The 20,501-nt window shown below is 55.5% G+C and carries 19 protein-coding genes; 12 read left to right on the top strand and 7 right to left on the bottom strand.

Annotated elements, in window-relative coordinates; translation table 11 throughout:
• The first annotated feature begins 215 nt into the window (after window positions 1–215).
• The 3 genes from dnaE to ACR0IK_RS08250 all read left to right on the top strand — a co-directional run bounded on the left by dnaE (window position 216) and on the right by ACR0IK_RS08250 (window position 4,403).
• A complete protein-coding gene (gene dnaE / locus ACR0IK_RS08260) occupies window positions 216–3,719 on the top strand; it encodes a DNA polymerase III subunit alpha (protein WP_480641109.1) in 3,504 nt (1,167 codons plus the stop codon).
• A gap of 85 nt (window positions 3,720–3,804) precedes the next feature.
• Window positions 3,805–4,029 (top strand): YMGG-like glycine zipper-containing protein, encoded by a 225-nt coding sequence (locus ACR0IK_RS08255; protein ID WP_480590471.1) that lies wholly within the window; start codon window positions 3,805–3,807, stop codon window positions 4,027–4,029.
• A gap of 62 nt (window positions 4,030–4,091) precedes the next feature.
• Window positions 4,092–4,403 carry a hypothetical protein gene (locus ACR0IK_RS08250; RefSeq protein ID WP_480641108.1) on the top strand — a complete coding sequence of 104 codons (312 nt, stop codon included), beginning with the start codon at window positions 4,092–4,094 and terminating at the stop codon, window positions 4,401–4,403.
• 21 nt (window positions 4,404–4,424) lie between these two features.
• Here the strand turns inward: ACR0IK_RS08250 and ACR0IK_RS08245 are convergent, their stop codons facing one another.
• Both ACR0IK_RS08245 and ACR0IK_RS08240 read right to left on the bottom strand, forming a co-directional pair.
• Entirely contained in the window at window positions 4,425–5,111 is a 687-nt protein-coding gene (locus ACR0IK_RS08245; RefSeq protein ID WP_480641107.1) for an imm11 family protein, read from the bottom strand.
• A 10-nt stretch (window positions 5,112–5,121) separates the two neighbouring features.
• Window positions 5,122–5,316, bottom strand: a complete 195-nt coding sequence (locus ACR0IK_RS08240) for a SlyX family protein (protein ID WP_480641106.1) — start codon at window positions 5,314–5,316, stop codon at window positions 5,122–5,124.
• Between the two features lie 131 nt (window positions 5,317–5,447).
• Between ACR0IK_RS08240 and hisS the strand changes: the two genes are divergently transcribed.
• From hisS to hisG, 3 genes are read left to right on the top strand one after another with little or no spacing between them, the layout of a single operon-like run.
• A complete protein-coding gene (gene hisS, locus ACR0IK_RS08235; protein ID WP_480641105.1) occupies window positions 5,448–6,935 on the top strand; it encodes a histidine--tRNA ligase in 1,488 nt (495 codons plus the stop codon).
• 3 nt (window positions 6,936–6,938) lie between these two features.
• Window positions 6,939–8,027 carry an ATP phosphoribosyltransferase regulatory subunit gene (locus tag ACR0IK_RS08230; RefSeq protein WP_480590458.1) on the top strand — a complete coding sequence of 363 codons (1,089 nt, stop codon included), beginning with the start codon at window positions 6,939–6,941 and terminating at the stop codon, window positions 8,025–8,027.
• Complete coding sequence (gene hisG, locus ACR0IK_RS08225; RefSeq protein WP_480641104.1) at window positions 8,024–8,713, top strand: ATP phosphoribosyltransferase; 690 nt, start codon at window positions 8,024–8,026, stop codon at window positions 8,711–8,713. Before ACR0IK_RS08230 ends, hisG begins: the two co-directional genes overlap by 4 nt.
• Here hisG and ACR0IK_RS08220 read toward each other — a convergent pair.
• Window positions 8,710–9,141: a DUF1489 family protein gene (locus ACR0IK_RS08220; RefSeq protein ID WP_480641103.1), complete on the bottom strand. Its 432-nt coding sequence runs from the start codon at window positions 9,139–9,141 to the stop codon at window positions 8,710–8,712. The genes hisG and ACR0IK_RS08220 overlap by 4 nt on opposite strands.
• Window positions 9,142–9,270: 129 nt before the next feature.
• On the opposite strand from ACR0IK_RS08220, the gene ACR0IK_RS08215 reads away from it, so the two are divergent.
• Window positions 9,271–11,556, top strand: a complete 2,286-nt coding sequence (locus ACR0IK_RS08215; protein ID WP_480641102.1) for an adenosylcobalamin-dependent ribonucleoside-diphosphate reductase — start codon at window positions 9,271–9,273, stop codon at window positions 11,554–11,556.
• A 232-nt stretch (window positions 11,557–11,788) separates the two neighbouring features.
• Here the strand turns inward: ACR0IK_RS08215 and ACR0IK_RS08210 are convergent.
• Window positions 11,789–12,546 (bottom strand): IS5 family transposase gene (locus ACR0IK_RS08210; RefSeq protein WP_480641100.1). Its coding sequence is split into 2 segments (ribosomal slippage): window positions 11,789–12,225 and window positions 12,225–12,546, totalling 759 coding nucleotides; the frame shifts between segments, so codons are not numbered across the junction.
• A gap of 367 nt (window positions 12,547–12,913) precedes the next feature.
• On the opposite strand from ACR0IK_RS08210, the gene ACR0IK_RS08205 reads away from it, so the two are divergent.
• Both ACR0IK_RS08205 and ACR0IK_RS08200 read left to right on the top strand, forming a co-directional pair.
• Window positions 12,914–13,141, top strand: a complete 228-nt coding sequence (locus tag ACR0IK_RS08205; RefSeq protein WP_480641099.1) for a DUF7660 family protein — start codon at window positions 12,914–12,916, stop codon at window positions 13,139–13,141.
• Between the two features lie 81 nt (window positions 13,142–13,222).
• Window positions 13,223–13,990 carry a hypothetical protein gene (locus tag ACR0IK_RS08200; protein WP_480641097.1) on the top strand — a complete coding sequence of 256 codons (768 nt, stop codon included), beginning with the start codon at window positions 13,223–13,225 and terminating at the stop codon, window positions 13,988–13,990.
• A gap of 262 nt (window positions 13,991–14,252) precedes the next feature.
• On the opposite strand, the gene ACR0IK_RS08195 is transcribed toward ACR0IK_RS08200, so the two are convergent.
• Both ACR0IK_RS08195 and ACR0IK_RS08190 read right to left on the bottom strand, forming a co-directional pair.
• Window positions 14,253–15,425 (bottom strand): adenylate/guanylate cyclase domain-containing protein, encoded by a 1,173-nt coding sequence (locus tag ACR0IK_RS08195; RefSeq protein ID WP_480641096.1) that lies wholly within the window; start codon window positions 15,423–15,425, stop codon window positions 14,253–14,255.
• A gap of 399 nt (window positions 15,426–15,824) precedes the next feature.
• On the bottom strand, window positions 15,825–16,073 hold the full coding sequence (locus ACR0IK_RS08190; RefSeq protein WP_480590438.1) for an EF-hand domain-containing protein: 249 nt from the start codon (window positions 16,071–16,073) through the stop codon (window positions 15,825–15,827).
• 260 nt (window positions 16,074–16,333) lie between these two features.
• Here ACR0IK_RS08190 and ACR0IK_RS08185 point away from each other — a divergent pair, with 260 nt between their 5' ends.
• The 3 genes from ACR0IK_RS08185 (at window position 16,334) to ACR0IK_RS08175 (ending at window position 19,012) form a co-directional block, all read left to right on the top strand.
• Window positions 16,334–17,197, top strand: coding sequence for a LysR family transcriptional regulator (locus ACR0IK_RS08185; RefSeq protein WP_480641095.1), 864 nt, complete (start codon window positions 16,334–16,336; stop codon window positions 17,195–17,197).
• 423 nt (window positions 17,198–17,620) lie between these two features.
• A complete protein-coding gene (locus ACR0IK_RS08180; protein WP_480641094.1) occupies window positions 17,621–17,890 on the top strand; it encodes a hypothetical protein in 270 nt (89 codons plus the stop codon).
• A 570-nt stretch (window positions 17,891–18,460) separates the two neighbouring features.
• Window positions 18,461–19,012 (top strand): 2OG-Fe(II) oxygenase, encoded by a 552-nt coding sequence (locus ACR0IK_RS08175; RefSeq protein ID WP_480641093.1) that lies wholly within the window; start codon window positions 18,461–18,463, stop codon window positions 19,010–19,012.
• Between the two features lie 47 nt (window positions 19,013–19,059).
• On the opposite strand, the gene mgtE is transcribed toward ACR0IK_RS08175, so the two are convergent.
• Entirely contained in the window at window positions 19,060–20,424 is a 1,365-nt protein-coding gene (mgtE, locus tag ACR0IK_RS08170; RefSeq protein WP_480641092.1) for a magnesium transporter, read from the bottom strand.
• Window positions 20,425–20,501: the final 77 nt, after the last annotated feature.

Here is a 20,501-nt window from a genome sequence, read left to right as displayed (position 1 = left end):
CTGCCTATATAATATACCATTGGACCCGATCGGCCTGTGAATGCCACGTTTGTGTAGAAGGCAGTCGCTTGAAAATAAAGCTTTTTTAGAAAGGGCGCCGGATCGTGCCCGAAGCTCCTTCTGGAAAAGCCGAATAATCAACTTTGATTTTTTTGGCATTCCGAGGTGTCAGTTCCCGCTTTTGCCGCGCTGCTGGCTGGGATAGCGTACGGGGCATGAGCAGTACTCCTCGATTCATTCACCTCCGCGTTCACACCGAATATTCCCTGCTAGAAGGCGCTGTGCGGCTGAAAAAGCTGCCCGCCCTGTGCGAGAAGATGGAGATGCCTGCCGTCGCAGTGACGGACACCAATTCGATGTTCTCGGCGCTGGAGTTTTCCGTGACTGCCAGCGGAGCTGGAGTACAGCCGATCATGGGGTGTCAGGTGGATTTGACCTATCTGAAGGCACAGCCGGGTGAAAAGCCCAAAACCCCTGCGCCGCTGGTGCTGCTGGCGCAATCCGAGGTCGGGTATGAGAACCTGATGAAGCTGAGTTCCTGCCTCTATGTGGATAAGGGCGGGCAGTTGCCGCAGGTCGCATTGGAGGAATTGACGGACCGGTCGAACGGTCTGATCTGTCTGACCGGCGGACCGGAAGGGCCGGTTGGGATGCTGCTGCAGCAGGGTCAACGCCCGGCGGCTGAAGCGCTGGTGGACCGGCTGGCGGCGATGTTCCCGGATCGGCTGTACATTGAACTGCAGCGCCATCCGGGTGAAGACGGTCAACCAGAGGCCGAACGCCTGACCGAGCGTGGTCATGTCGAGATGGCTTATGCCAAGAACTTGCCGCTGGTCGCCACCAATGACGTCTATTTCCCAACGACGGACATGTACGAGGCCCATGACGCGCTGATCTGTATCGCAGAGGGTGCTTATGTCGATCAACAACAGGGCCGCCGCCGCCTGACTGCGCAGCATTATTTCAAGTCACAGCAGGAAATGGTCACTCTGTTTGCCGATGTGCCAGAGGCTATCGAGAACACAGTCGAGATCGCAAAACGTTGCGCCTTCACGGCCTATCGCCGCGATCCGATCCTGCCGAAATTCGCCGATGACGAGGTCGCTGAACTGCGCCGAATTGCCAATGAAGGCCTGCAGAAACGTCTGGCTGTAATCCCGCATGCGGTGACGCCCGAGGAATACCAGAAGCGTCTGGATTTCGAACTGGGCATTATCGAAGGCATGGGATTTCCCGGATACTTCCTGATCGTTGCCGACTTTATCCAATGGGCCAAGGATCACGACATTCCGGTGGGGCCGGGGCGGGGGTCCGGTGCGGGTTCACTGGTGGCTTACGCGCTGACGATTACCGATCTTGATCCGCTGCGCTATTCGCTGCTGTTCGAACGGTTCCTGAACCCGGAACGGGTCTCGATGCCCGACTTCGATATCGACTTCTGCATGGATCGTCGCGAAGAGGTGATCCGTTACGTACAGCAGAAATACGGGCGCGATAAAGTGGGGCAGATCATCACCTTCGGTGCCTTGTTGTCAAAGGCGGCCGTGCGCGATATCGGACGTGTACTGCAAATGCCTTACGGGCAGGTGGATCGCTTGTCCAAGATGATCCCGGTCGAGGGCGTAAAGCCAGTCTCCATCGAAAAAGCGCTGAAAGACGAACCGCGACTGCGCGAAGAGGCGCGCAACGAAGAGGTTGTGGATCGTCTGCTGACTTACGGCCAACAGGTCGAGGGTCTGCTGCGAAACGCCTCGACCCACGCGGCTGGGGTTGTGATAGGAGATCGTCCGCTGGACGCACTTGTTCCGCTCTATCAGGATCCGCGTTCGGACATGCCTGCGACGCAGTTCAACATGAAATGGGTCGAACAGGCCGGCCTGGTGAAGTTTGACTTTCTGGGCCTGAAAACGCTGACCGTCATCCAGAACGCGATGGATCTGATCTTCAAATCCGGGCGTCCCCTGCATGTGGCGGCGGATGGTACGGAACTCTATGAACCGGCTGAGGGGGCCGAGAATCAGATCAACGCAATCCCGCTGGATGATGAGGCGACGTATAAACTCTATTCGGCGGCTAAAACCGTAGCGGTGTTCCAGGTTGAATCCTCGGGTATGATGGATGCGCTCAAGCGCATGAAGCCCACCTGTATCGAGGATATTGTCGCCCTCGTGGCGTTGTACCGCCCCGGCCCGATGGAGAACATCCCGACCTATTGCGAGGTCAAGAACGGGCTGCGCAAGATCACGTCCGTACATCCGCTGATCGACCATATCCTTGAAGAAACGCAAGGGATCATCGTTTATCAGGAACAGGTGATGCAGATCGCGCAGGTGATGGCCGGGTACTCGTTAGGCGGGGCCGACCTGCTGCGCCGGGCGATGGGTAAGAAGATCAAAGAGGCGATGGACGCCGAGCGCCCGAAATTCGAAAAGGGCGCGGGTGAGAATGGCGTCGATGCCAAGAAGGCCAGCGAAGTCTTCGACCTGTTGGAAAAATTCGCCAACTACGGTTTCAACAAATCCCACGCTGCAGCCTATGCGGTGGTCAGCTATCAGACAGGGTGGTTGAAGGCGAACCACCCGGTCGAGTTTATGGCGGGTGTCATGAACTGCGATATCCATCTGACCGACAAGCTGGCGATCTATTTCGAAGAAATTCGCAAAGGGTTGGAACTGCCCTATGTGCCGCCCTGCGTGAACCGCTCTCTAGCGACGTTCGATGTGGTTGAAGGACAACTGGTCTATGCGCTGGGCGCGCTGAAAAACGTGGGCGTCGAGGCAATGAAGCTGGTCGTCGATGGGCGCGCTGATAAGCCGTTTGTGAACCTGTTCGACTTCGCCCGCCGGGTAGACCTGAAGAAAGTGGGCAAACGCCCGCTTGAGATGCTGGCGCGTGCCGGGGCGTTCGACCAGCTCGACAAAAACCGCCGCCGCGTCTTCGAAAGCCTTGACCCGCTGGTGCAGTATTCTGCAGCGATCCACGATCAGAAGAACTCGAACCAGGTGTCGCTGTTTGGTGAAGCCGGAGATGACCTACCCGAACCCCGTTTGTCGCCCACGCCGGATTGGTTACCAGCAGAAAGGCTCAGCGAAGAGTTCAAGGCCATTGGTTTTTACCTGTCCGGCCACCCACTGGACGATTACATGCCCGCGTTGAAGCGCAAAGATGTTTTGACTTTGGAGCAGGTTAAGCAACGCATGGAAAAAGAGCGCATCGGTATGGTGAAGTTGGCAGGGGTCGTAGCTGGCCGGCAGGAGCGAAAGTCGGCGAAAGGCAATCGTTTCGCGTTTTGTCAGCTTTCAGATCCAACCGGTGCGTATGAGATCACGCTATTTTCGGAGACGCTGGAGAAATCACGGGAGTTTCTGGAAACCGGGTCGCATGTGGTTGTTACAGCCAAAGCGGAAATGGAAGCAGATCAACTCAAACTGCTAGGGAACTCTGTCGGGCCGGTAGACTCGGTTGTCGCAGAGGCCGGTGCGACGGGGCTTCGCATCTTTGTTGACGCAGCGCCGGCGGTTACAACCGTCGCCAAAGTGCTGGAAGACGCAGCCAGTGTCGCCAAAAGCGCATCGAAAGGCCCGATCCATCTGTGCCTGCTTGATCCGGGCCTGCCGGGCGATGTCGAGATGGATCTGGGTCAGGATTTCCCGATCAACCCGCAGATCAAGGGCGCAATCAAATCGCTGGACGGCGTCACCGAGGTCGAAGAAATCTGAGCCAGCCTTTTGTTGCCACAGCGTTTTTGCGCGGCTAGGCTGTGATCATTGCCTCATTTGGGGCGTGTCACAGGAGGGCACCGGTATGGCAATTTCTACTTTTGGAGTAAGAACTCTGACCTTTGCGGCGGCAGCGTCGCTGGCATTGGTCTCGGCGTCTGCGGGATTGGCAGATGACAAGGATGACAAAAAGAAAAAGACGATCGAAGGCGCGCTGATCGGAGCGGGCGTCGGGGCGTTGGTCGGCGACGGCAAGGGCGCTGCGATTGGTGGCGTGGCAGGGGCAATTATTGGACACAACTGGAAGTGATGTTGATGCGATTTTTTAGACACAGAATATTCGCTTGCGCCGCAATCCTGGTGATTCCGTGTGTGACGTCGGCCGATGATGCGGCTGATCAGATGGTTCAGGACGCCTTGCCTGTGATGCACTATACCTGCGCCTCGATTGCTGAGGAGGCAAATGGTGATGAAGCTTTTGTTGTCGCCGTCGTTGAAAAGATGACGGCCCTATCTCTCCACAATCGCCAGATCAATATCGAAGATCATGCGGCGACTGACGAGGAAAAGGCCCAACTGCGTGAAACATTCATAGCCGCGCTGTCGGAAGGCTGCGCCGCGGATAAGGATGCCCTTTTGGGCGGCGTGGTGGATAACGCTGTGAAAACGACGCTGGGATTGTAATTGGCTTTCGGATTGGGCGTGCTACAGCGAGCCCACCGCACAGCGGACCAGCCCCCAGCCTTTGTCCATCCCGGCGGATTTAAGGCCGGTGACGAGTTGGTCGGACAGAAACAGAAGCGAGGGGACTTTCGGGTCCAGCCAGATATCCGGCCCGTTAAGGGCTTCGGGGACTACAACGAGTTCACCTTCTTGGTGGTGGTTCGGCAAATAAACAATTCCGTGTCGGTTTCTTAAAGGGGCACGGCTGTCGCCCTCCGGCCCAAGCACCTCGTAATTGCCCATCGACCGTTTGTTGCCGACATTCAGAAGGTAGTACGGCTCGGGCGTCGTTAACCGCGTTTCTTCTGAGTCCATGAGTGTGAGCGGGTGAAAAACTGTTTCTCCCAGTTCGAACCGTTCAAGAACAGCTTTTGCAGTTTCCGAAACCAATGGGTAGCCACCTCCTGAGATGAACGGAGGGGGAATAAATTCGGGATGTGCGTTGAAATACCAAAGGTCGCCGACCTGCTCTTCGGTCAGGATTTCGCCGCGTTTCCAGCCAAGAGAAGATTCATCAACCATTCTCTTCGACCACTCAACTTCCTCTTGTGAGTTCAGCGCCCGCCACGCGTCACCAAGCTCTCTGCGACTTGCAGCTTGCACATCGTTGATATTGTTGACCGTCGTAGAAACCCACGCACAGGGTTCAACGCTCGCGTCGTTCGCCATCCGTCAAACCTCAATAATGTGGCGGGCGTTCGTCTCCGAAAATGACCCCGCCTGATCCTTCCTGCGCCCGTTCGGCCTCGCGCTGCAACAGCATCTCGACGCGGCGGGTCAGGCGGTCGATCTCATCCTGCTGGCGGGTGACGACCGTGTTCAGCTCTTCGACAGTGCGGGTCAGGTGGGCGATCTGTTCTTCCAGATGCTGCATGGGTGAACTCCTGTTCCTGCGACGGTCATAGCGACCCTGTGACGCCAAGGCCAGCGAAAGCGCGCCTTGCCCCGATGCGGGCCATGGGATAGACCGCGCGCGGAACAAGGATACTCCCAAGGACGCCCCACATGGCCAAGCCCAAGAAACAGCCCCGCCCCAAGGCAATTACGCCCAAAGGGTTCCGCGACTATTTCGGCCAGGAAGTCTCGCAGCGCACCGAGATGCTGCGGGCTATTGCGGACGTCTATCATCGTTACGGCTTCGACGCCCTGGAAAGCAGCGCGGTTGAAACCGTCGAAGCGCTGGGCAAATTCCTGCCCGACGTGGATCGCCCGAACGAGGGTGTGTTCGCATGGCAGGAGGTTGACGAAAACGACAAGGGCGACTGGATGGCCCTGCGCTATGACCTGACCGCGCCTTTGGCGCGTGTCTATGCGCAGCATCGCAACGATCTGCCCACGCCCTATCGCCGTTATGCGATGGGGCCGGTTTGGCGGAATGAAAAGCCGGGGCCGGGGCGCTATCGCCAGTTCTATCAGTGCGATGCCGATACTGTGGGCACGGCGTCGATGGCCGCGGATGCCGAGATCTGCGCGATGCTGTCGGACACGCTGGAAACCGTTGGCATTCCACGCGGTGATTATCTGGTGCGGGTTAATAACCGCAAGGTTTTGAACGGTGTGCTCGAGGCGATGGGGCTGGGTGAAGACGTCGCGGCCCGCGACAATGTTCTGCGTACTATCGACAAGTTCGACAAAGTGGGTGAGCAGGGCGTGCGAGAGTTGCTGACTAAAGGCCGTCTGGATGCCTCGGGGGCGTTTATTGATGGTGTCGGTCTCAGCGACGATCAGGCCGAGCCGGTAATTGCATTCCTTACATCGAAAGCTTCGGATACTGCCGGAACGCTGACCAATTTGCGTGCCGCCGTTGGCGATAGCAAGACCGGCGTGGACGGGATTGCTGAACTGGAACAGATCGGCGCATTGCTGGATGCCGGCGGTTACGGTGCGGGCAGGATTGAGATCGATCCCTCGGTCGTGCGTGGTCTCGGCTACTATACAGGACCGGTTTACGAGGCCGAGCTGACCTTTGAGATTTTCGACGAGAAAGGCCGTAAGCGGCAATTCGGGTCGGTCTCGGGCGGCGGTCGTTACGACGATCTGGTCAAACGCTTCACCGGGCAGGAAGTACCCGCGACCGGCATCTCCATAGGGGTGGACCGTCTGCTGGCCGCCCTGCGAGAAAAGGGCCGGATCGCTGCCGAGGCCACCGGCCCCGTGGTTGTCACCGTCATGGATCGGGACCGCATGGCCGACTATCAGGCTATGGTCGCCGAGCTGCGCAATGCAGGCATCCGGGCCGAGGTTTACCTGGGCAACCCCAAGAACTTCGGTAACCAGCTGAAATACGCGGATAAGCGCAACTCTCCGATCGCGGTGATCGAAGGTGGTGACGAAAAGGCCAACGGGATCGTTCAGATCAAGGATCTGATCCTTGGTGCCAAGATCGCCGAAAGCGCGACGCTGGAAGAATGGAAAGAGCGCCCCAGTCAGTTCGAAGTGCCACGCGGCGATTTGGTCGCCAAGGTGCGTGAAATTCTGGACAGTCAGGACTGACCCATGCCCAATCGTTCCCAGATACAAGCCCGCGCCGCGATGATGCGCGTCCGGTTCGAGGCTGCAGGTGCGCAGGTCGTCGATCCACCGCTGCTGCAACCGGCCGAAACATTGCTGGACCTCTACGGCGAAGATATTCGCGCGCGCGCCTATGTGACCTCTGACGCGCTTCGGGGCGAGCAGATGCTGCGCCCCGACTTCACCATGCCGGTGGTGCAAATGCACATGAGCGAGGGCGCAGAACCCGCGCGCTACACCTATTCCGGTGAGGTGTTCCGCCGTCAGGAGCACGATCCGGATCGGTCGAACGAGTACATTCAGGTCGGCTATGAGGTGTTCGACCGCGATGACCCCTCGGGTGCCGATGCCGAGGTGTTTTCACTGTTCGCCCTGCAACTGCGCGGCCTGCCCCTGCGCGCGGCGACCGGGGATATCGGTATCCTGACCGCGGCTGTTCAGGGCCTGCGCACGACCGACCGTCGCAAAGCGGCGCTGATGCGGCATCTGTGGCGTCCACGCCGGTTTCGGGTTCTGCTGGATCGCTTCGCCGGACGCAAACCCGGCCCGGAGGGGCGTGACGCTCTGTTGAGCGCGGAAAACCCGTTGGACAACGACATTCCCATGATCGGCAAGCGCCGCGCGTCCGAGGTTGAGGCGCGGATCGAAGCTCTGCGCGAGGATCGTGATACGCCGCCGATTTCCGATAGCGAACTGGCCGGGTTGGAAACGCTGTTGAACGTGCGCGAGACCATGCCCTTCGCGTTGGAACAACTGCGCGACGTGGCGGTGGACCTGCCGCAGATTACCCCTGCATTGGACCAGCTCGAAGCTCGGATAGCGTCTCTGCAAGCGCGCGGTGTCGATGTGGATCGACTGGATTTCGAGGCCGCCTATGGCCGGACTTCGATGGAATATTACGACGGGTTCGTTTTTGGTTTTTACGCCGAGGGCCGCCCCGATCTACCGCCGATTGCCACCGGCGGGCGCTATGACGCGCTGACCCGGCAACTGGGCAACGGCACCGAAATCCCCGCTGTAGGCGGCGTCATTCGCCCCGACCTGATGCTGGAGATTGAGGAGGGCGCGCAATGAGGCTGAAACTTGGTGTACCCTCCAAGGGCCGGTTGATGGAGAAGACCTTCGGTTGGTTCGAAAAGCGCGACATCATCCTGTCGCGCAGCGGATCGGACCGAGAATATGCGGGAAAGGTCGAAGGGATCGGTGGCGTTTCGCTGGTCCTGTTGTCCGCCGGGGAAATCCCGCGCGAACTGGCCGCGGGGCGCATTCACTTGGGTGTCACCGGGACTGACCTCGTGCATGAGAAACTGCCGCGTTGGGAACAGCAGGTCGAAGAGATCTCACCGCTTGGGTTTGGCAATGCTGACCTGATCATCGCCACGCCTGCCTGCTGGGTGGATGTGGACACGCTGGACGATCTGGATGCGGTAGCGGCGGCGTTTCGGAAGACCCACGGCCACCGGCTAAGGATTGCCACCAAGTACCACCGGCTGGTGCGCGAGTTCCTGACTGATGCAGGCGTGGCCGACTACACTTTGGTTGACAGTCAGGGTGCAACCGAAGGCACAGTAAAGAACGAAACCGCCGAAGCGATTGCCGATATTACTTCGACGGGGGAAACGCTGCGGGCTAACCACCTGAAAATCCTGTCGGACGGGCTGATCCTGCAATCACAGGCGACGCTGTGGCGCAGCCGGGTGGCGAAATGCGATGCAGAAGAGAAGGCGGTACTGACCGAGTTGCTGGATCGGTTGGGTTAAAGCACGCCAATTTCCGCCAACGCGCGGTTGAGATCATCGGGCAGGGCGTCGTCCTGCTCGCGTCCTTTGGGCAGATCGGCGGGAGTGTCCTCGGGTTTCAGATAACGCCAGCCCTGGAAAGGGCGTTTCAGGGCGTTCTGGGTGCGGTGGACCTCGGGGCTCAGCACGATGGCGCAGCGGCGAATGCCGTCCTCGCCGCGCACCTCATCCAGCCGCCGGATGCGTTGGCGGCACTGGATCACGCCCTTGATGACCCAATAGATTGATCCACCGTTCAGAATCTCGGCCTCGCGCTTGGGCCACATGCGGGTGACGTGGCGCGGGCAGCCGTCCTCAAAAAGCGGCCTGCGGCTTTCTTGCCACGCGATCAGCGAGTCGACGCTCTCTGATCCGACCGAAAGTTTTATGAGGTTTACGTACTTATCCACAGCTTTCCCACAGAGTCGCCCCAAGGTTCATCTTTATATTGTAGCTTGGTCTTCGCTGCTATCAAGGTGTTGTGGTTGGGGTGTGAATTGGGGTAGTCTGTATCCCTCTTCTAACACAGGGAATCGCCAATGAGCCGCTTTGCCGCCCCCATCGCCGAGCAGATCTGGGATATGAAATACCGCTTCAAAAAGGCGGATGGCACGCCCATCGACCAGACGGTCGAGGACAGCTGGCGGCGCATCGCCCGCGATCTGGCGCGGGTCGAGAATGACCCGGCCCATTGGGAAGAAAAGTTCTTTGCGGCGCTGGAAGATTTTAAATACCTGCCCGCTGGTCGCATCACCGCAGGCGCAGGTACCGCGCGGCAAGTGACGCTTTTCAACTGCTTTGTCATGGGCACGGTGCCGGACAGCATGGGTGGCATTTTCGACATGCTGAAAGAGGCCGCGCTGACGATGCAGCAGGGTGGGGGGATCGGTTACGATTTCTCGACCATCCGACCGCGCGGGGCGGATGTGCACGGGGTAGCGGCTGATGCTTCGGGGCCGCTGAGCTTTATGGACGTATGGGATGCGATGTGCCGGACGATCATGTCCGCAGGTTCGCGTCGCGGGGCGATGATGGCGACCATGCGTTGCGATCACCCGGATATCGAACAATTCATCACCGCCAAGTCTGACCCGGCACGCCTGCGCATGTTCAATATGTCGGTACTGGTGACCGATCCGTTCATGGAGGCGGTCAAGGCTGATGGCCCGTGGGAGTTGGTCTTCGGCGACAAGGTCTATCACACCGTTCAGGCCCGAGATCTGTGGAACAAGATCATGCAAGCCACTTACGACTTTGCCGAGCCGGGTGTGATCTTCATCGACCGCATCAATCAGGCCAATAACCTGAGCTATGTCGAGACCATCGCGGCGACAAACCCCTGCGGTGAGCAACCCCTGCCGCCCTATGGTGCGTGCCTGCTGGGCTCGATCAACTTGGCTCGCCTCGTGACCGAGCCGTTTGGGGACGCCGCTCATCTGGACGAGGCGGCGCTGCAGGAACTGGTCGCCACCGCAGTTCGTATGATGGACAACGTTGTGGACGCATCGAAATTCCCGCTGCCGGAACAGGCCGCTGAGGCGCAGGCCAAACGCCGGATCGGGTTGGGTGTGACCGGTCTGGCGGATGCACTTCTGATGCTGGGCCTGCGCTATGGGTCCGACGAGGCGGCGCGTCAGACCGAGCGCTGGCTGAAAGCGATCGCCCGCGCCGCGTATCTGGCGTCGGTGGACTTGGCGAAGGAGAAAGGCGCATTCCCTCTGTTTGATGCCGAGAAATATCTGGCCAGTGGCACCATGCAGCAGATGGACGAGGACGTGCGTGATGCAATCCGCGAGCATGGTATCCGCAACGCTCTGCTGACTTCGATCGCGCCGACTGGCACAATTTCGCTGTATGCCGGCAACGTGTCCTCGGGTATCGAGCCGGTCTTTGCCTATGCCTACACCCGCAAGGTACTGCAGAAAGATGGTTCTCGTACCGAAGAGGAAGTCGTGGACTACGCTGTGCAAATGTGGCGCGACAAGTTTGGCGACAAGGACCTGCCGGACTATTTCGTCAACGCGCAGACGCTGTCTCCGTCGGATCACGTGAAGATGCAGGCGGCGGCGCAGAAATGGATCGACAGCTCTATCTCGAAGACGATCAACTGTCCCGAGGATATCAGCTTTGACGCCTTCAAGGATGTCTACATGCAGGCCTGGGACCAGGGCTGCAAAGGCTGCACCACTTATCGCCCCAATGACGTGACGGGATCGGTTCTGACTGTATCTGAAAGTGCTGACACCGCGCCGGGTGAAAGCGTGGCGGCGCCGCATGAAGTTGACGGTGGCGAAGTCGTCTATATGTCCGAGCCGCTGGACCGCCCGCAGTCGCTGGAAGGATCGACTTACAAGCTGAAATGGCCCGATAGCGAGCACGCGATCTACCTGACCATCAACGATATTGTAATCGGCGGTCGTCGCCGTCCGTTCGAGGTGTTCATCAACTCGAAGAACATGGAGCATTACGCCTGGACGCTGGCGCTGACCCGCATGATCTCGGCCGTATTCCGTCGGGGTGGGGATGTGTCCTTTGTGGTCGAAGAACTGAAGGCCGTATTTGATCCGCGCGGCGGTGCCTGGGTGAAGGGGAAGTACATCCCCTCGATCCTGGCGGCCATTGGCGGCGTGATTGAACAACACCTGATCAACATCGATTTCCTCGAGGGTGAAGGGATGGGGCTGAAATCTGATCCTCAGGCGCAGGTGGTCAACATGGATGCCCCCCGTGGCAAGCCGTGCCCATCTTGCGGCCAGTTCGACATGGTGATGATCGAAGGCTGCATGACCTGCCGTAGCTGCGGCCATTCCAAATGTGATGGATGATGCTTTATGTAAATGCTCTTTTTGAACCGCCAGGCAATACGAACCCATTTCGGCGGTTTTGGCGCCCATAAACAAGGTCATTAGCGCCCACAACTCGCAAATCTAAGGATTTATAGGGAAACAAGGCGCCGGATCGTTGATCAACGGCGCTTTGTTTTTTGCGAGATTGGGAGTGTACGCAGAAGTCTTACGAGAATTGATGGCAACAAGCTTAGGCTCCAGACTCATTGATTTACAGCCAGAATAGGACTGTAGCAGCGAGAGCGATAGCTGAGAGGAATACTTTTGGGCATCGGTCATATCGGGTGGCAATCCGCCGCCAGTCCTTCAGGCGAGCGAACATGATCTCAATGCGGTTGCGGCGTTTGTAGCGACGCTTGTCATACCGGACAGGCTTGTCGCGTGACTTTCGATCTGGGATGCAGGGCCTAATTCCCCTGTCATTAAAGGCTTCGCGGAACCAGTCTGCGTCATAACCTCGATCTCCCAGCAGCCAGTCAGCCGATGGCAGACTGTTCACCAGAGCCTTGGCGCCCGTGTAATCGCTGACCTGGCCCGCGGATATGAAGAAGCGGATGGGGCGCCCGACACTGTCAGTAACAGCGTGCAGTTTCGTATTCATGCCGCCTTTGGTTCTACCGATCAGCCTGCCGCGCCCCCCTTTTTTAACCGCAGGCTGGAAGCCGTGCGGTGTGCTTTGAGGTATGTTGCGTCAATCATGATGGTCTTGTGATCCGGGCCTTCAGCAGCCAGCCCGGTCATGATCCGAGCGAATACACCCATATCGCTCCATCGTTTCCAGCGATTGTATAGCGTCTTTGGCGGCCCATATTCACGTGGCGCATCGGACCAACGTAACCCATTGCGGTTGATGAAAATAATCCCGCTCAGTACACGACGATCATCAACCCTCGGCCTGCCATGGCTCTTTGGAAAGTAAGGCCGAAGCCGCGAAATCTGCTCGTCGGTCAGCCAAAATAGATTGCTCATGATACACCCCTGAAACTCAAGGGGTTGAATCAGGCAGCCGAGTTGACGGCAACCAATTTAATGGGTCCAGAACCTAGGTTTACACAAAGCAGCATCAGAGGAAATTTTAGTGACGGTCGTTCTGTTGATGATCTTGTTGCGGGATTGAGAAACGGTACAGTTGATCCGTTGTCGTTGCCGCCAATTCGAACTTTCGAGGTGAACGGGCAGCTTTATTCTTTAGATAACCGTCGATTGTACGCTTATAGACAAGCGGGAATTGAAGTTCCGACAAGGCCAGCGACGACGGCAGAAATTAAGCATGATACCTTCAAGTTCACTACGCCAAACGGGGGGCAAGACATCGTGGTCAGGGGACACTAAGAATATGAATGACATCAAATCTAGCGCGGACTTCGCTGATGCACTTTCGTTCTTGTTGGACGACGAGAGTTTTCCGGCTGAGAATACCGACACACGTAGATTCGTTGAAGCGATGCAGGCTTGGCTGAAGGACGTCGAGGGCAACAATAACTGGTTTGATAAGCCCAGCGATGATTACATCACTTGGTCGGATTTATATAAGCTTTTGCAGGCGGCGTCAGTCTATGAATAGATCATCACGTCTCCAGTTTCCGGCGAGATCGATCTACTTCAAGTACGAGCGATCAGACTTGTAGTTTCTGGGTGAATATCTGTGAACTCTAGTCGATTTGATTGGGCGCTGTGGATTATTGGACGCTGGAAGCAGTTGGATGTTTCAGCAATATGGTCTCAGTTTCACTACACAGGTATCCCAGATGAAACATCGGTCTCATTTAGATCGGCTGACATCAATCGGACGTCTATAAGAGCATCCAAAATTGAGGAGATTCTTGACGGTGCTCATGTTCCATCATTTGAAGTGTTGGGAGACGGGTTCAGCTTCAGTTATGGACAAAACGCTGGTCAAAATTACGATCACGTGTTCATCAAGTCTAGCTTGGCAGTCTTAACCCCTGAGTTTTGCGACGAATTAATCTCATCAACACTAGCGGACGATCAAAATTTCACGCAGGCGCATTTAGTTGATGAAAACTATCAGTACTATCAGAATATTTGTGATCCGCTTGACTTTAAGGCGCTCGGTCTGTCGATTGAGGGCTTGCCCATGAAATCCAACGGTTTGCCATTCCAACTTGAGCAACAGATAGTCGATACCAGCCAAAATCCTGGCCGCTACCGGCTCTGCCAAAATTATGTAGAAGTTGCTGCAGGATACATGTGGTTTGGAGACAGTTTTTGGAAGCTCATAGGGCGTTCTTCACAATGCGTTCGTGAACGTTTGCCTGCAAAGGTATCTCTAGTACACGCTGAGTGCTGGAAGCTGCGCTCTCAGGTGGACGTTTTTACCGATAGCTGTACAGCTGAATTGCAAGAAGGCGTACGTTCAGCTCTGTTTGATGACGTTCCGCCAAATGGTTGACGCACGTCAAATGACCAACAAGAGAAGTGAGTAACCGTCACGATCATACCAGATTGGGGCAATCGTGTAATTTTACATAGTCAAATGTTCTCGACTTGCCGATCTTCGGAGCAAACATGATTGGCAGGTCGCAGCCCTAAGCGGAAATACCCAACTAAACTTTGCAAATCCTGACAAGCGGACAAACCTGCCATTTGACACTTGGCGCCCAATGTTCGGTTCCTATTTTTTGCGATGCAGCCAAAATTAATTCAGCACGAAATCAAAGCTCTTCTTCGACGAGAAAAAACAACTCGATTGGACGAGCAAGGCCACGAACTTCGTGAAACCCACAAGGCAAAAACAGATCAGGTGAGGCGCCAGCAATCGCAGATGTTGCCAGCACTCTTCGGCCAATAGATTTAGTTAAACCTTCAATTCGACTGGCAACGTTCACTGCGCCTCCGAGAACCGTGAAATCGAGTCTTCCAGGACTGCCGATGTTGCCATAACTGACTTGCCCAACATTGATCCCGATCCCAACATCCAATGACGGCTTATGGGCCTCAACGCGGCGACGGTTGAGCGTCGTCAAACCGGCCAATACACTTTGTGCGGCTTGCGCAGCCTTTCGGCATCGGTCGGCGTGATCAGCCTGAGTTGCGATGGTGAAGATCGACAGAATTCCGTCACCCATGAACTTGAGAACATCGCCACCGTTATCTTCCACAGACTGAACAACCAGATCAAAGTATCCGCTCAACGCGTCAAAAACATCTGCCTCGGGTGCGACTTCAGAAAGTGCCGTGAAACCTCGTAAATCAGAAAACATGACGACTGCTTCAAGGGTCGTTCTTTCGCCTCGCTTGATCCGCCCGTTCCACACGGCATCGGAGGGTCCATCGCCAAGATATGTTCGTAGTAGACCTTTGGCTGACTTGCGCATTGTGACAGGTTCCAAAGCGGAAGACAGAGCAGGCAGTGCTGCTTCAATCAACTCCAGATGCCGTGGTAAGAAGCCTTCTGGTTCTAGCGTGACAAACGTGCAGCCGTGCAAGGATCCATCACCATAATACATCAGAGTCGCATAGTAATCTGTGCCACCCAACTCAGCGAATTCAAGATACGAAGAATGCTCAGTCTTTGGATCCAGTTGTCGCAGACTTTTGTGCAGAGGTTTTCTGTGTTCCAAAATGTACTCAAATGAGCTGCCAACATACCCTTCCGTCAACATAGTTTCATGAGTTACGTCGTAGCTGTCGGTTCCGTCAGGGGTCCAAACGACCCCCCATGCTATGAGTAAAGGATTGGCGAAACGCTGACCGATATTGACCCGCCAAAGCGGAACACCTTCCTCAATTAATGACGAGCAGAAATGAGAAACTACTTTCACGGGGTCGCCTGAGCGGCGTCCTTCGGTAATCATCCAGTCGGTCAGTTGTGCTACGGAGGCCATGTTCTCAAACTAGTTGCTTGGGCAAGATGATCAAAGAACCTTGGCTCTATTTTGAGCTGTATAATTCCAACTTGTTTCTAAACGCGCTTACCCGCTGACCCGCTTACAGAAGCGTGAAGCGCTAGGGTGAAACGGCCTAGTATAATTAAATCGTTGACTCATCCTGGCACTAGTAGTTCCGTATTCGGGACTTAAGTTGCGAGAATTCGAACGTTAGCCAAAGAGAGAGCCGCATCGTGATGCTCAAAAAACGAGTGTCGAAAATGGGGAAGCCTTGAAACGACCGGAAGCACATTGCCTCAATCTACACAGCTTGTCTGCTAACCAGCTGCGATAGTTGCCCGCATAAAAAGTTCCGGTCAGATTGACTACTAACGCGGTGCGGGCGAGCGCCTGTGCTCAAAAGTTGTTTTCAGGAAACGAGACGAGACCGACGCCAATGGCAGTCAGCAGTTCTTCATCCGTCACGAAACCGTCATCGTTTGTATCGATTTCGGCGAACAACTGTTCCGTGAAATCGGGATAGAAAGCCGCCAGTTCATCTAGTGACGCCAATCCGTCACCGTCCACATCCAGTGCAGCAGGCATTGCTACGACTGAGATAGCGCAGAACTGTCCCAGAAATGCGCCAAGCACCAGTTTGAACATAGTATTCCCTTGAATGGGTCGGGAACACAGGCCAAGCGCTCCCGACTAAGTGAGGCAGTTCGTGTAGCATGAAAGATGCTTTGCACTGCCGGGAGTCTTTCTTCGACACTCGCTTCGAGATTGGGGGACTCTGATACCCTGGGGTCGCAATCGGGACAGCATCAGCAGTTTCATGCTACCAGCCGAATTTGCCACATGCTGTTTTAGTTGAAAAGCGAATTTACTTCATGCAAAATATTGGAAAAATTAATAGATAAGCCATGGACATTGAACTCGCACGAACATTTCTGGCGATCGTTGAAACGGGCAGTTTTTTGGAGGCTGCCAACAAGGTCTATGTCACACAATCAACAGTAAGCATGCGAATTCGATCACTGGAGCAACAGCTTGGGAGGCCAGTGTTCGAACGTGGAAAATCTGGCGCCACCCTTACTCCGGCCGGGCACCGTTTTCACAAACATGCGCAAGCACTTGTCAGGTGTTGGACACAGGCTCGAATTGACGCCGCCCTGCCGGATACTGTTGGAGCTGCTTTGGAAATAGGTGCCGTGCCCAGTCTGTGGGATGGGTTCCTGATTGACTTAATTCCGGAGATGATGCGGGCGTTCCCTAATGTGGCGATTCACGGATCAACAGTTTCCACTGAATCACTGTTAGGCCAAACCACTGCGGGCGCGCTGGACTTAGCTGTGATGTATGATCCACGGAATACGGTCGGGCTGACGGCCCTTCAGCTGTTTGAGGATGATTTTGTACTCGTTAGCAGCGATCTGGATATCTCGCGAAACCCATTTGAAGACAACTATGTTCTGATCGACTGGGGGCCAGAATTCCGTGCAGATCACCTGTTGAACTTTCCAGACATTTCGACGCCGATGTTGCAGCTCGGAATCGGCACGCTTGGCCTGAATTTCCTGAGAACTCGACCGGCCGCCGGGTATTTCCCTTGGCGGATTGTGTCGCGGGAAGTGGAAACCGGTTGGTTGAGGGTGATTGAGGATGCTCCGCGGTTTGCTTATGCCGCCTATGCCGTTATTGCAGATGATGACCCCGAAAACCTACCCTACAAAGCCGCACAGCTTTTGGGTGCCTTCGCAAAAAAACAATTTCCCGTCACGGCCTGAGATGTGAGACGCTTTCGCAGGTGATCATTTAGAAGGCGAAATATTAGTTTTCAGAGGCCTCTAACATATCGGTCGCTGCGGGCTGATTGTGGACTGACTCGAAAACTAGAACTGCGGTTATCCCAGCCACCAAAACACCGCCCAAGATGGCCCAGTACCTCCAACCAAAAGACGTTCTCAAGCGCATTTCTCTCTCCACGACCGTCAACCAGGACCTGAAAAGTATAAGACGGGAAAATAATCTGCCAATTCTCGGCGCTTGAACCTCGAAGATATAACATTTTGAAAATAAGTACCTATTCCAATTTTCGATAGCACGGTTGAGAAAAAATCTAAGGTTTTGCACTCCGAAAAGGAGTTCCGATCACCTAAAATCAAAAAGAGACCGGCCAAATCTGTGAATTGGAGGGAAAGGAGGTATCAATGGAAAAGCGTTGGATCAATCACGTTACTAAGCACATAAGGCGGTTCATAACGTCAGACCGGTTCGGAATTGTGAAGGACCCGGCAGCAAAAACGCAGGAACTGAAAACCCGGCAGGATTGGGATGATGCCGCCGAGATATGGGATCCGTCCGAATTCGATCTGGAAAAAGAAAACCGGGAACGGCGCTTGCGCCCGAACGACTACGAATGGGAAGCAACCGGCGAATTTCCTTGGCGCGGGCACAGGCGCCGAATTAGAGGAGGATGACTGGAAGCATAAAGCGTGAAGATAGGATGATTCAGCTAAAGCCGACTTGATTCCCATATTCCTGGATCAGTCAGTGTCAGGAAATGAACAGCACAATGAGTGAAAAATGCCTTGTCAGTTCATCACCAGGCAGGGTTCTTCTTTCAGCGCTCGGTGACATCCTCCAACCGGTCTCCTATTCGAAGGATGCAACCGTGCTGGTGTCTGAATTTCTGTCCTGGTTCATCAAAGATGCCAGGCCCAGAACCAAAGGCAGCCTTCGAGATCACCCGGCCACGAAAACAATGTACCCGTATAGATCAGTAGACGAATTGATACCGGTGTCCCGCTGATCAAAGGCGATTGCAGGTGTTTTGTTATTGTTTCACCTTTGTCGAACCGGGGTATCGCTACAACGCACTACAGCTTCGGCCCCGTGAACGTCGAGCATGAAATCCTGCCCGTGATCGATTGAAAACAATTGAGATTACGTAAAGTTTTACGTCGCTTTAGACCTCTCAGGTCGAAAACAGCGCAGCACCATCAGCGCGTTTTGGCAAAATTCAGCACCAAACAAAAATGGTGTACAGAATGTTGGAAGTTCATTCGATTCCCGGTGTATTTACCACGCGGGAATGTGAGCAGATTGTTGCTGCATCAAAAACAGCCCCGACGAACGAGGCCTTGCTGGTCGGGCAGAACAAGGATCACAATCTGCGCAGGGCAGAGGTGACCTGGCTAGATGACGTCAGCGGCACTGGTTGGGTGATGGCACGACTAATTGATGTGGTCCGTCGCTCCAATACCGACAAGTTCGGCTTTGATCTGCGCGAATTTGCTGAAAGCCCACAGGTTGCATGCTACAAAGCGTCAGATGGAGGTCATTTTGCGTGGCATTCCGATATAGGGGACGGGCCAGCCGCTCGAAAAAGAAAGTTGTCGCTGGTCGTTCAACTCAGCAAACCTGGGATGTACGACGGTGGCGATCTGGAGATTATGCCGGGCGCTTATGCGGTAACCGCTAGCCGGTACCAGGGCTGCGCGACCATTTTCCCGAGTTTCCTGCTCCATCAGGTGACACCAGTAGAACATGGTCAGCGACACTCGTTGACGGTCTGGGCGCATGGCCCGGAGTTTCGGTGATGATGTCAGCCGTAGACTGGCATTAATCCGGGCTCAAAATGAGTTCATCAGATCAAAAGCGGCATCATTGCCGTCGCGAGGCTCAGAACAAGGAAGAACCCTGCCATGTCGGTGATAGTCGTCAGCAAAGGGCCGCTGGCCACCGCGGGGTCCTGGCCGATACGCTTCAACAACAAGGGCAGGACACCACCGATTGACACAGCGACGATTGTATTGAGCCCAAGCGCCCCGCCGATCACCAAACCCAGAAACGGATTGCCTTTCCACATCCAGGCAACGACGCCGATCAGAAGCCCCAGAACGAACCCGTTGATCAATCCGACCGACACTTCCTTGATCCAGACCCGCATGGCATCAATCGGACGGGCAAGGCCGAGGGACAGTTCGCGCATGCTGACGGCGACCGCCTGATTGCCCGAGCAGCCGCTCATGTCGGATACCATCGGCAGGAACACGGCGAGCGCGATCACAGCAGCGAGGGTTTGTTCGTAGGCGGCGATCACACTGGCGGCGATCACGTTTAGAACGATATTTGCCGAGAGCCATTGTAGGCGCCGCCGCGCCCGAAGTGGCAGGGGCATCGACCGAAGTTCATCGCCGAAGACACCCTGACGTTTCAGGCTGGACGACTCCGCGCGTTTCAGCAGAGCTTCATCGACGGCAGACCTGGAGACGACACCCACCAGATGCCCGTCTGCCTCGACGACCGGCAATCCAAGAAACGGGTTTTCATCGAACAAGTCTTCCAGTTTCTCCAGCGGCATGTTGGCCTGGACGGTTAGTGGAGGCACCATGATCTCAGTTAGACGCGCGCTTCGACGCGTGGATACAAGACTGCGTAAAGAAACGACACCAATAGGTGCGCCTTTCGAATTCAATACGTAAGGATGCTGACCCCGATAACGTTCAAGGTCATATTCTTCGTTTGCGAACCGCCGCAACACCTTTCCAACTGTGTCGGTTTCGGAAAAAGTGAAGGCTTCAGCAACCATAAGGCCGCCCGCGACATCGTCCTCGTACTCCACCAAACGACGAACATCTGCGGCGTCTTCGGGATCCATCCGAGTAAGGATCGCTTCCGCGTCCGCGTCCTCAAGCTCTCCAATGACATCAGCCTGAACATCCGAATCCAGTTCTTCGATAATCTCTGCGGCCTGCTCCGACTCCATGCGCTCAACAAGATCGACTGCCAGCGCATTCGGCGCCTCTTCTACAAGTTCGGCAGCCAGTTCCGGTGGCAGCAACGACAATGCGACGCTCCGCTGTTCTACCGGCAGATTGAGTAACTCACGCAATGCATCGCTCAACGGAAGAGGATCAAGCAGGTTTGCAAGTTCAGCCCCGTCACGCTCTGACAAAGCCTGCTGCAACTGCATTTCCAGTTCCCTTGGGAAAGTGTCTGTGTCGCTCATATTCATTTCTTTGGTGGGGATTCTGGTCAATGCCGGGCTTATAACAGATTTTTTTTGCCTATAGACAAATAATTCTT

Source organism: Ruegeria sp. BF7 (genome assembly GCF_056538605.1).
The sequence above is the reverse complement of the archived record's forward strand: the minus strand, read 5'-3'. Positions and strand labels throughout refer to the sequence as shown.

Coding starts and splice junctions, on each gene's coding strand:
- ACR0IK_RS08185 (WP_480641095.1), top strand. CDS start 16,334: ATGGACATTGAACTCGCACGAACATTTCTGGCGATCGTTGAAACGGGC.
- ACR0IK_RS08230 (WP_480590458.1), top strand. CDS start 6,939: ATGCCCAATCGTTCCCAGATACAAGCCCGCGCCGCGATGATGCGCGTC.
- ACR0IK_RS08215 (WP_480641102.1), top strand. CDS start 9,271: ATGAGCCGCTTTGCCGCCCCCATCGCCGAGCAGATCTGGGATATGAAA.
- ACR0IK_RS08190 (WP_480590438.1), bottom strand. CDS start 16,073: ATGTTCAAACTGGTGCTTGGCGCATTTCTGGGACAGTTCTGCGCTATC.
- ACR0IK_RS08180 (WP_480641094.1), top strand. CDS start 17,621: ATGGAAAAGCGTTGGATCAATCACGTTACTAAGCACATAAGGCGGTTC.
- ACR0IK_RS08205 (WP_480641099.1), top strand. CDS start 12,914: ATGAATGACATCAAATCTAGCGCGGACTTCGCTGATGCACTTTCGTTC.
- hisS (WP_480641105.1), top strand. CDS start 5,448: ATGGCCAAGCCCAAGAAACAGCCCCGCCCCAAGGCAATTACGCCCAAA.
- ACR0IK_RS08240 (WP_480641106.1), bottom strand. CDS start 5,316: ATGCAGCATCTGGAAGAACAGATCGCCCACCTGACCCGCACTGTCGAA.
- ACR0IK_RS08255 (WP_480590471.1), top strand. CDS start 3,805: ATGGCAATTTCTACTTTTGGAGTAAGAACTCTGACCTTTGCGGCGGCA.
- mgtE (WP_480641092.1), bottom strand. CDS start 20,424: ATGAGCGACACAGACACTTTCCCAAGGGAACTGGAAATGCAGTTGCAG.
- ACR0IK_RS08195 (WP_480641096.1), bottom strand. CDS start 15,425: ATGGCCTCCGTAGCACAACTGACCGACTGGATGATTACCGAAGGACGC.
- ACR0IK_RS08245 (WP_480641107.1), bottom strand. CDS start 5,111: ATGGCGAACGACGCGAGCGTTGAACCCTGTGCGTGGGTTTCTACGACG.
- dnaE (WP_480641109.1), top strand. CDS start 216: ATGAGCAGTACTCCTCGATTCATTCACCTCCGCGTTCACACCGAATAT.
- hisG (WP_480641104.1), top strand. CDS start 8,024: ATGAGGCTGAAACTTGGTGTACCCTCCAAGGGCCGGTTGATGGAGAAG.
- ACR0IK_RS08175 (WP_480641093.1), top strand. CDS start 18,461: ATGTTGGAAGTTCATTCGATTCCCGGTGTATTTACCACGCGGGAATGT.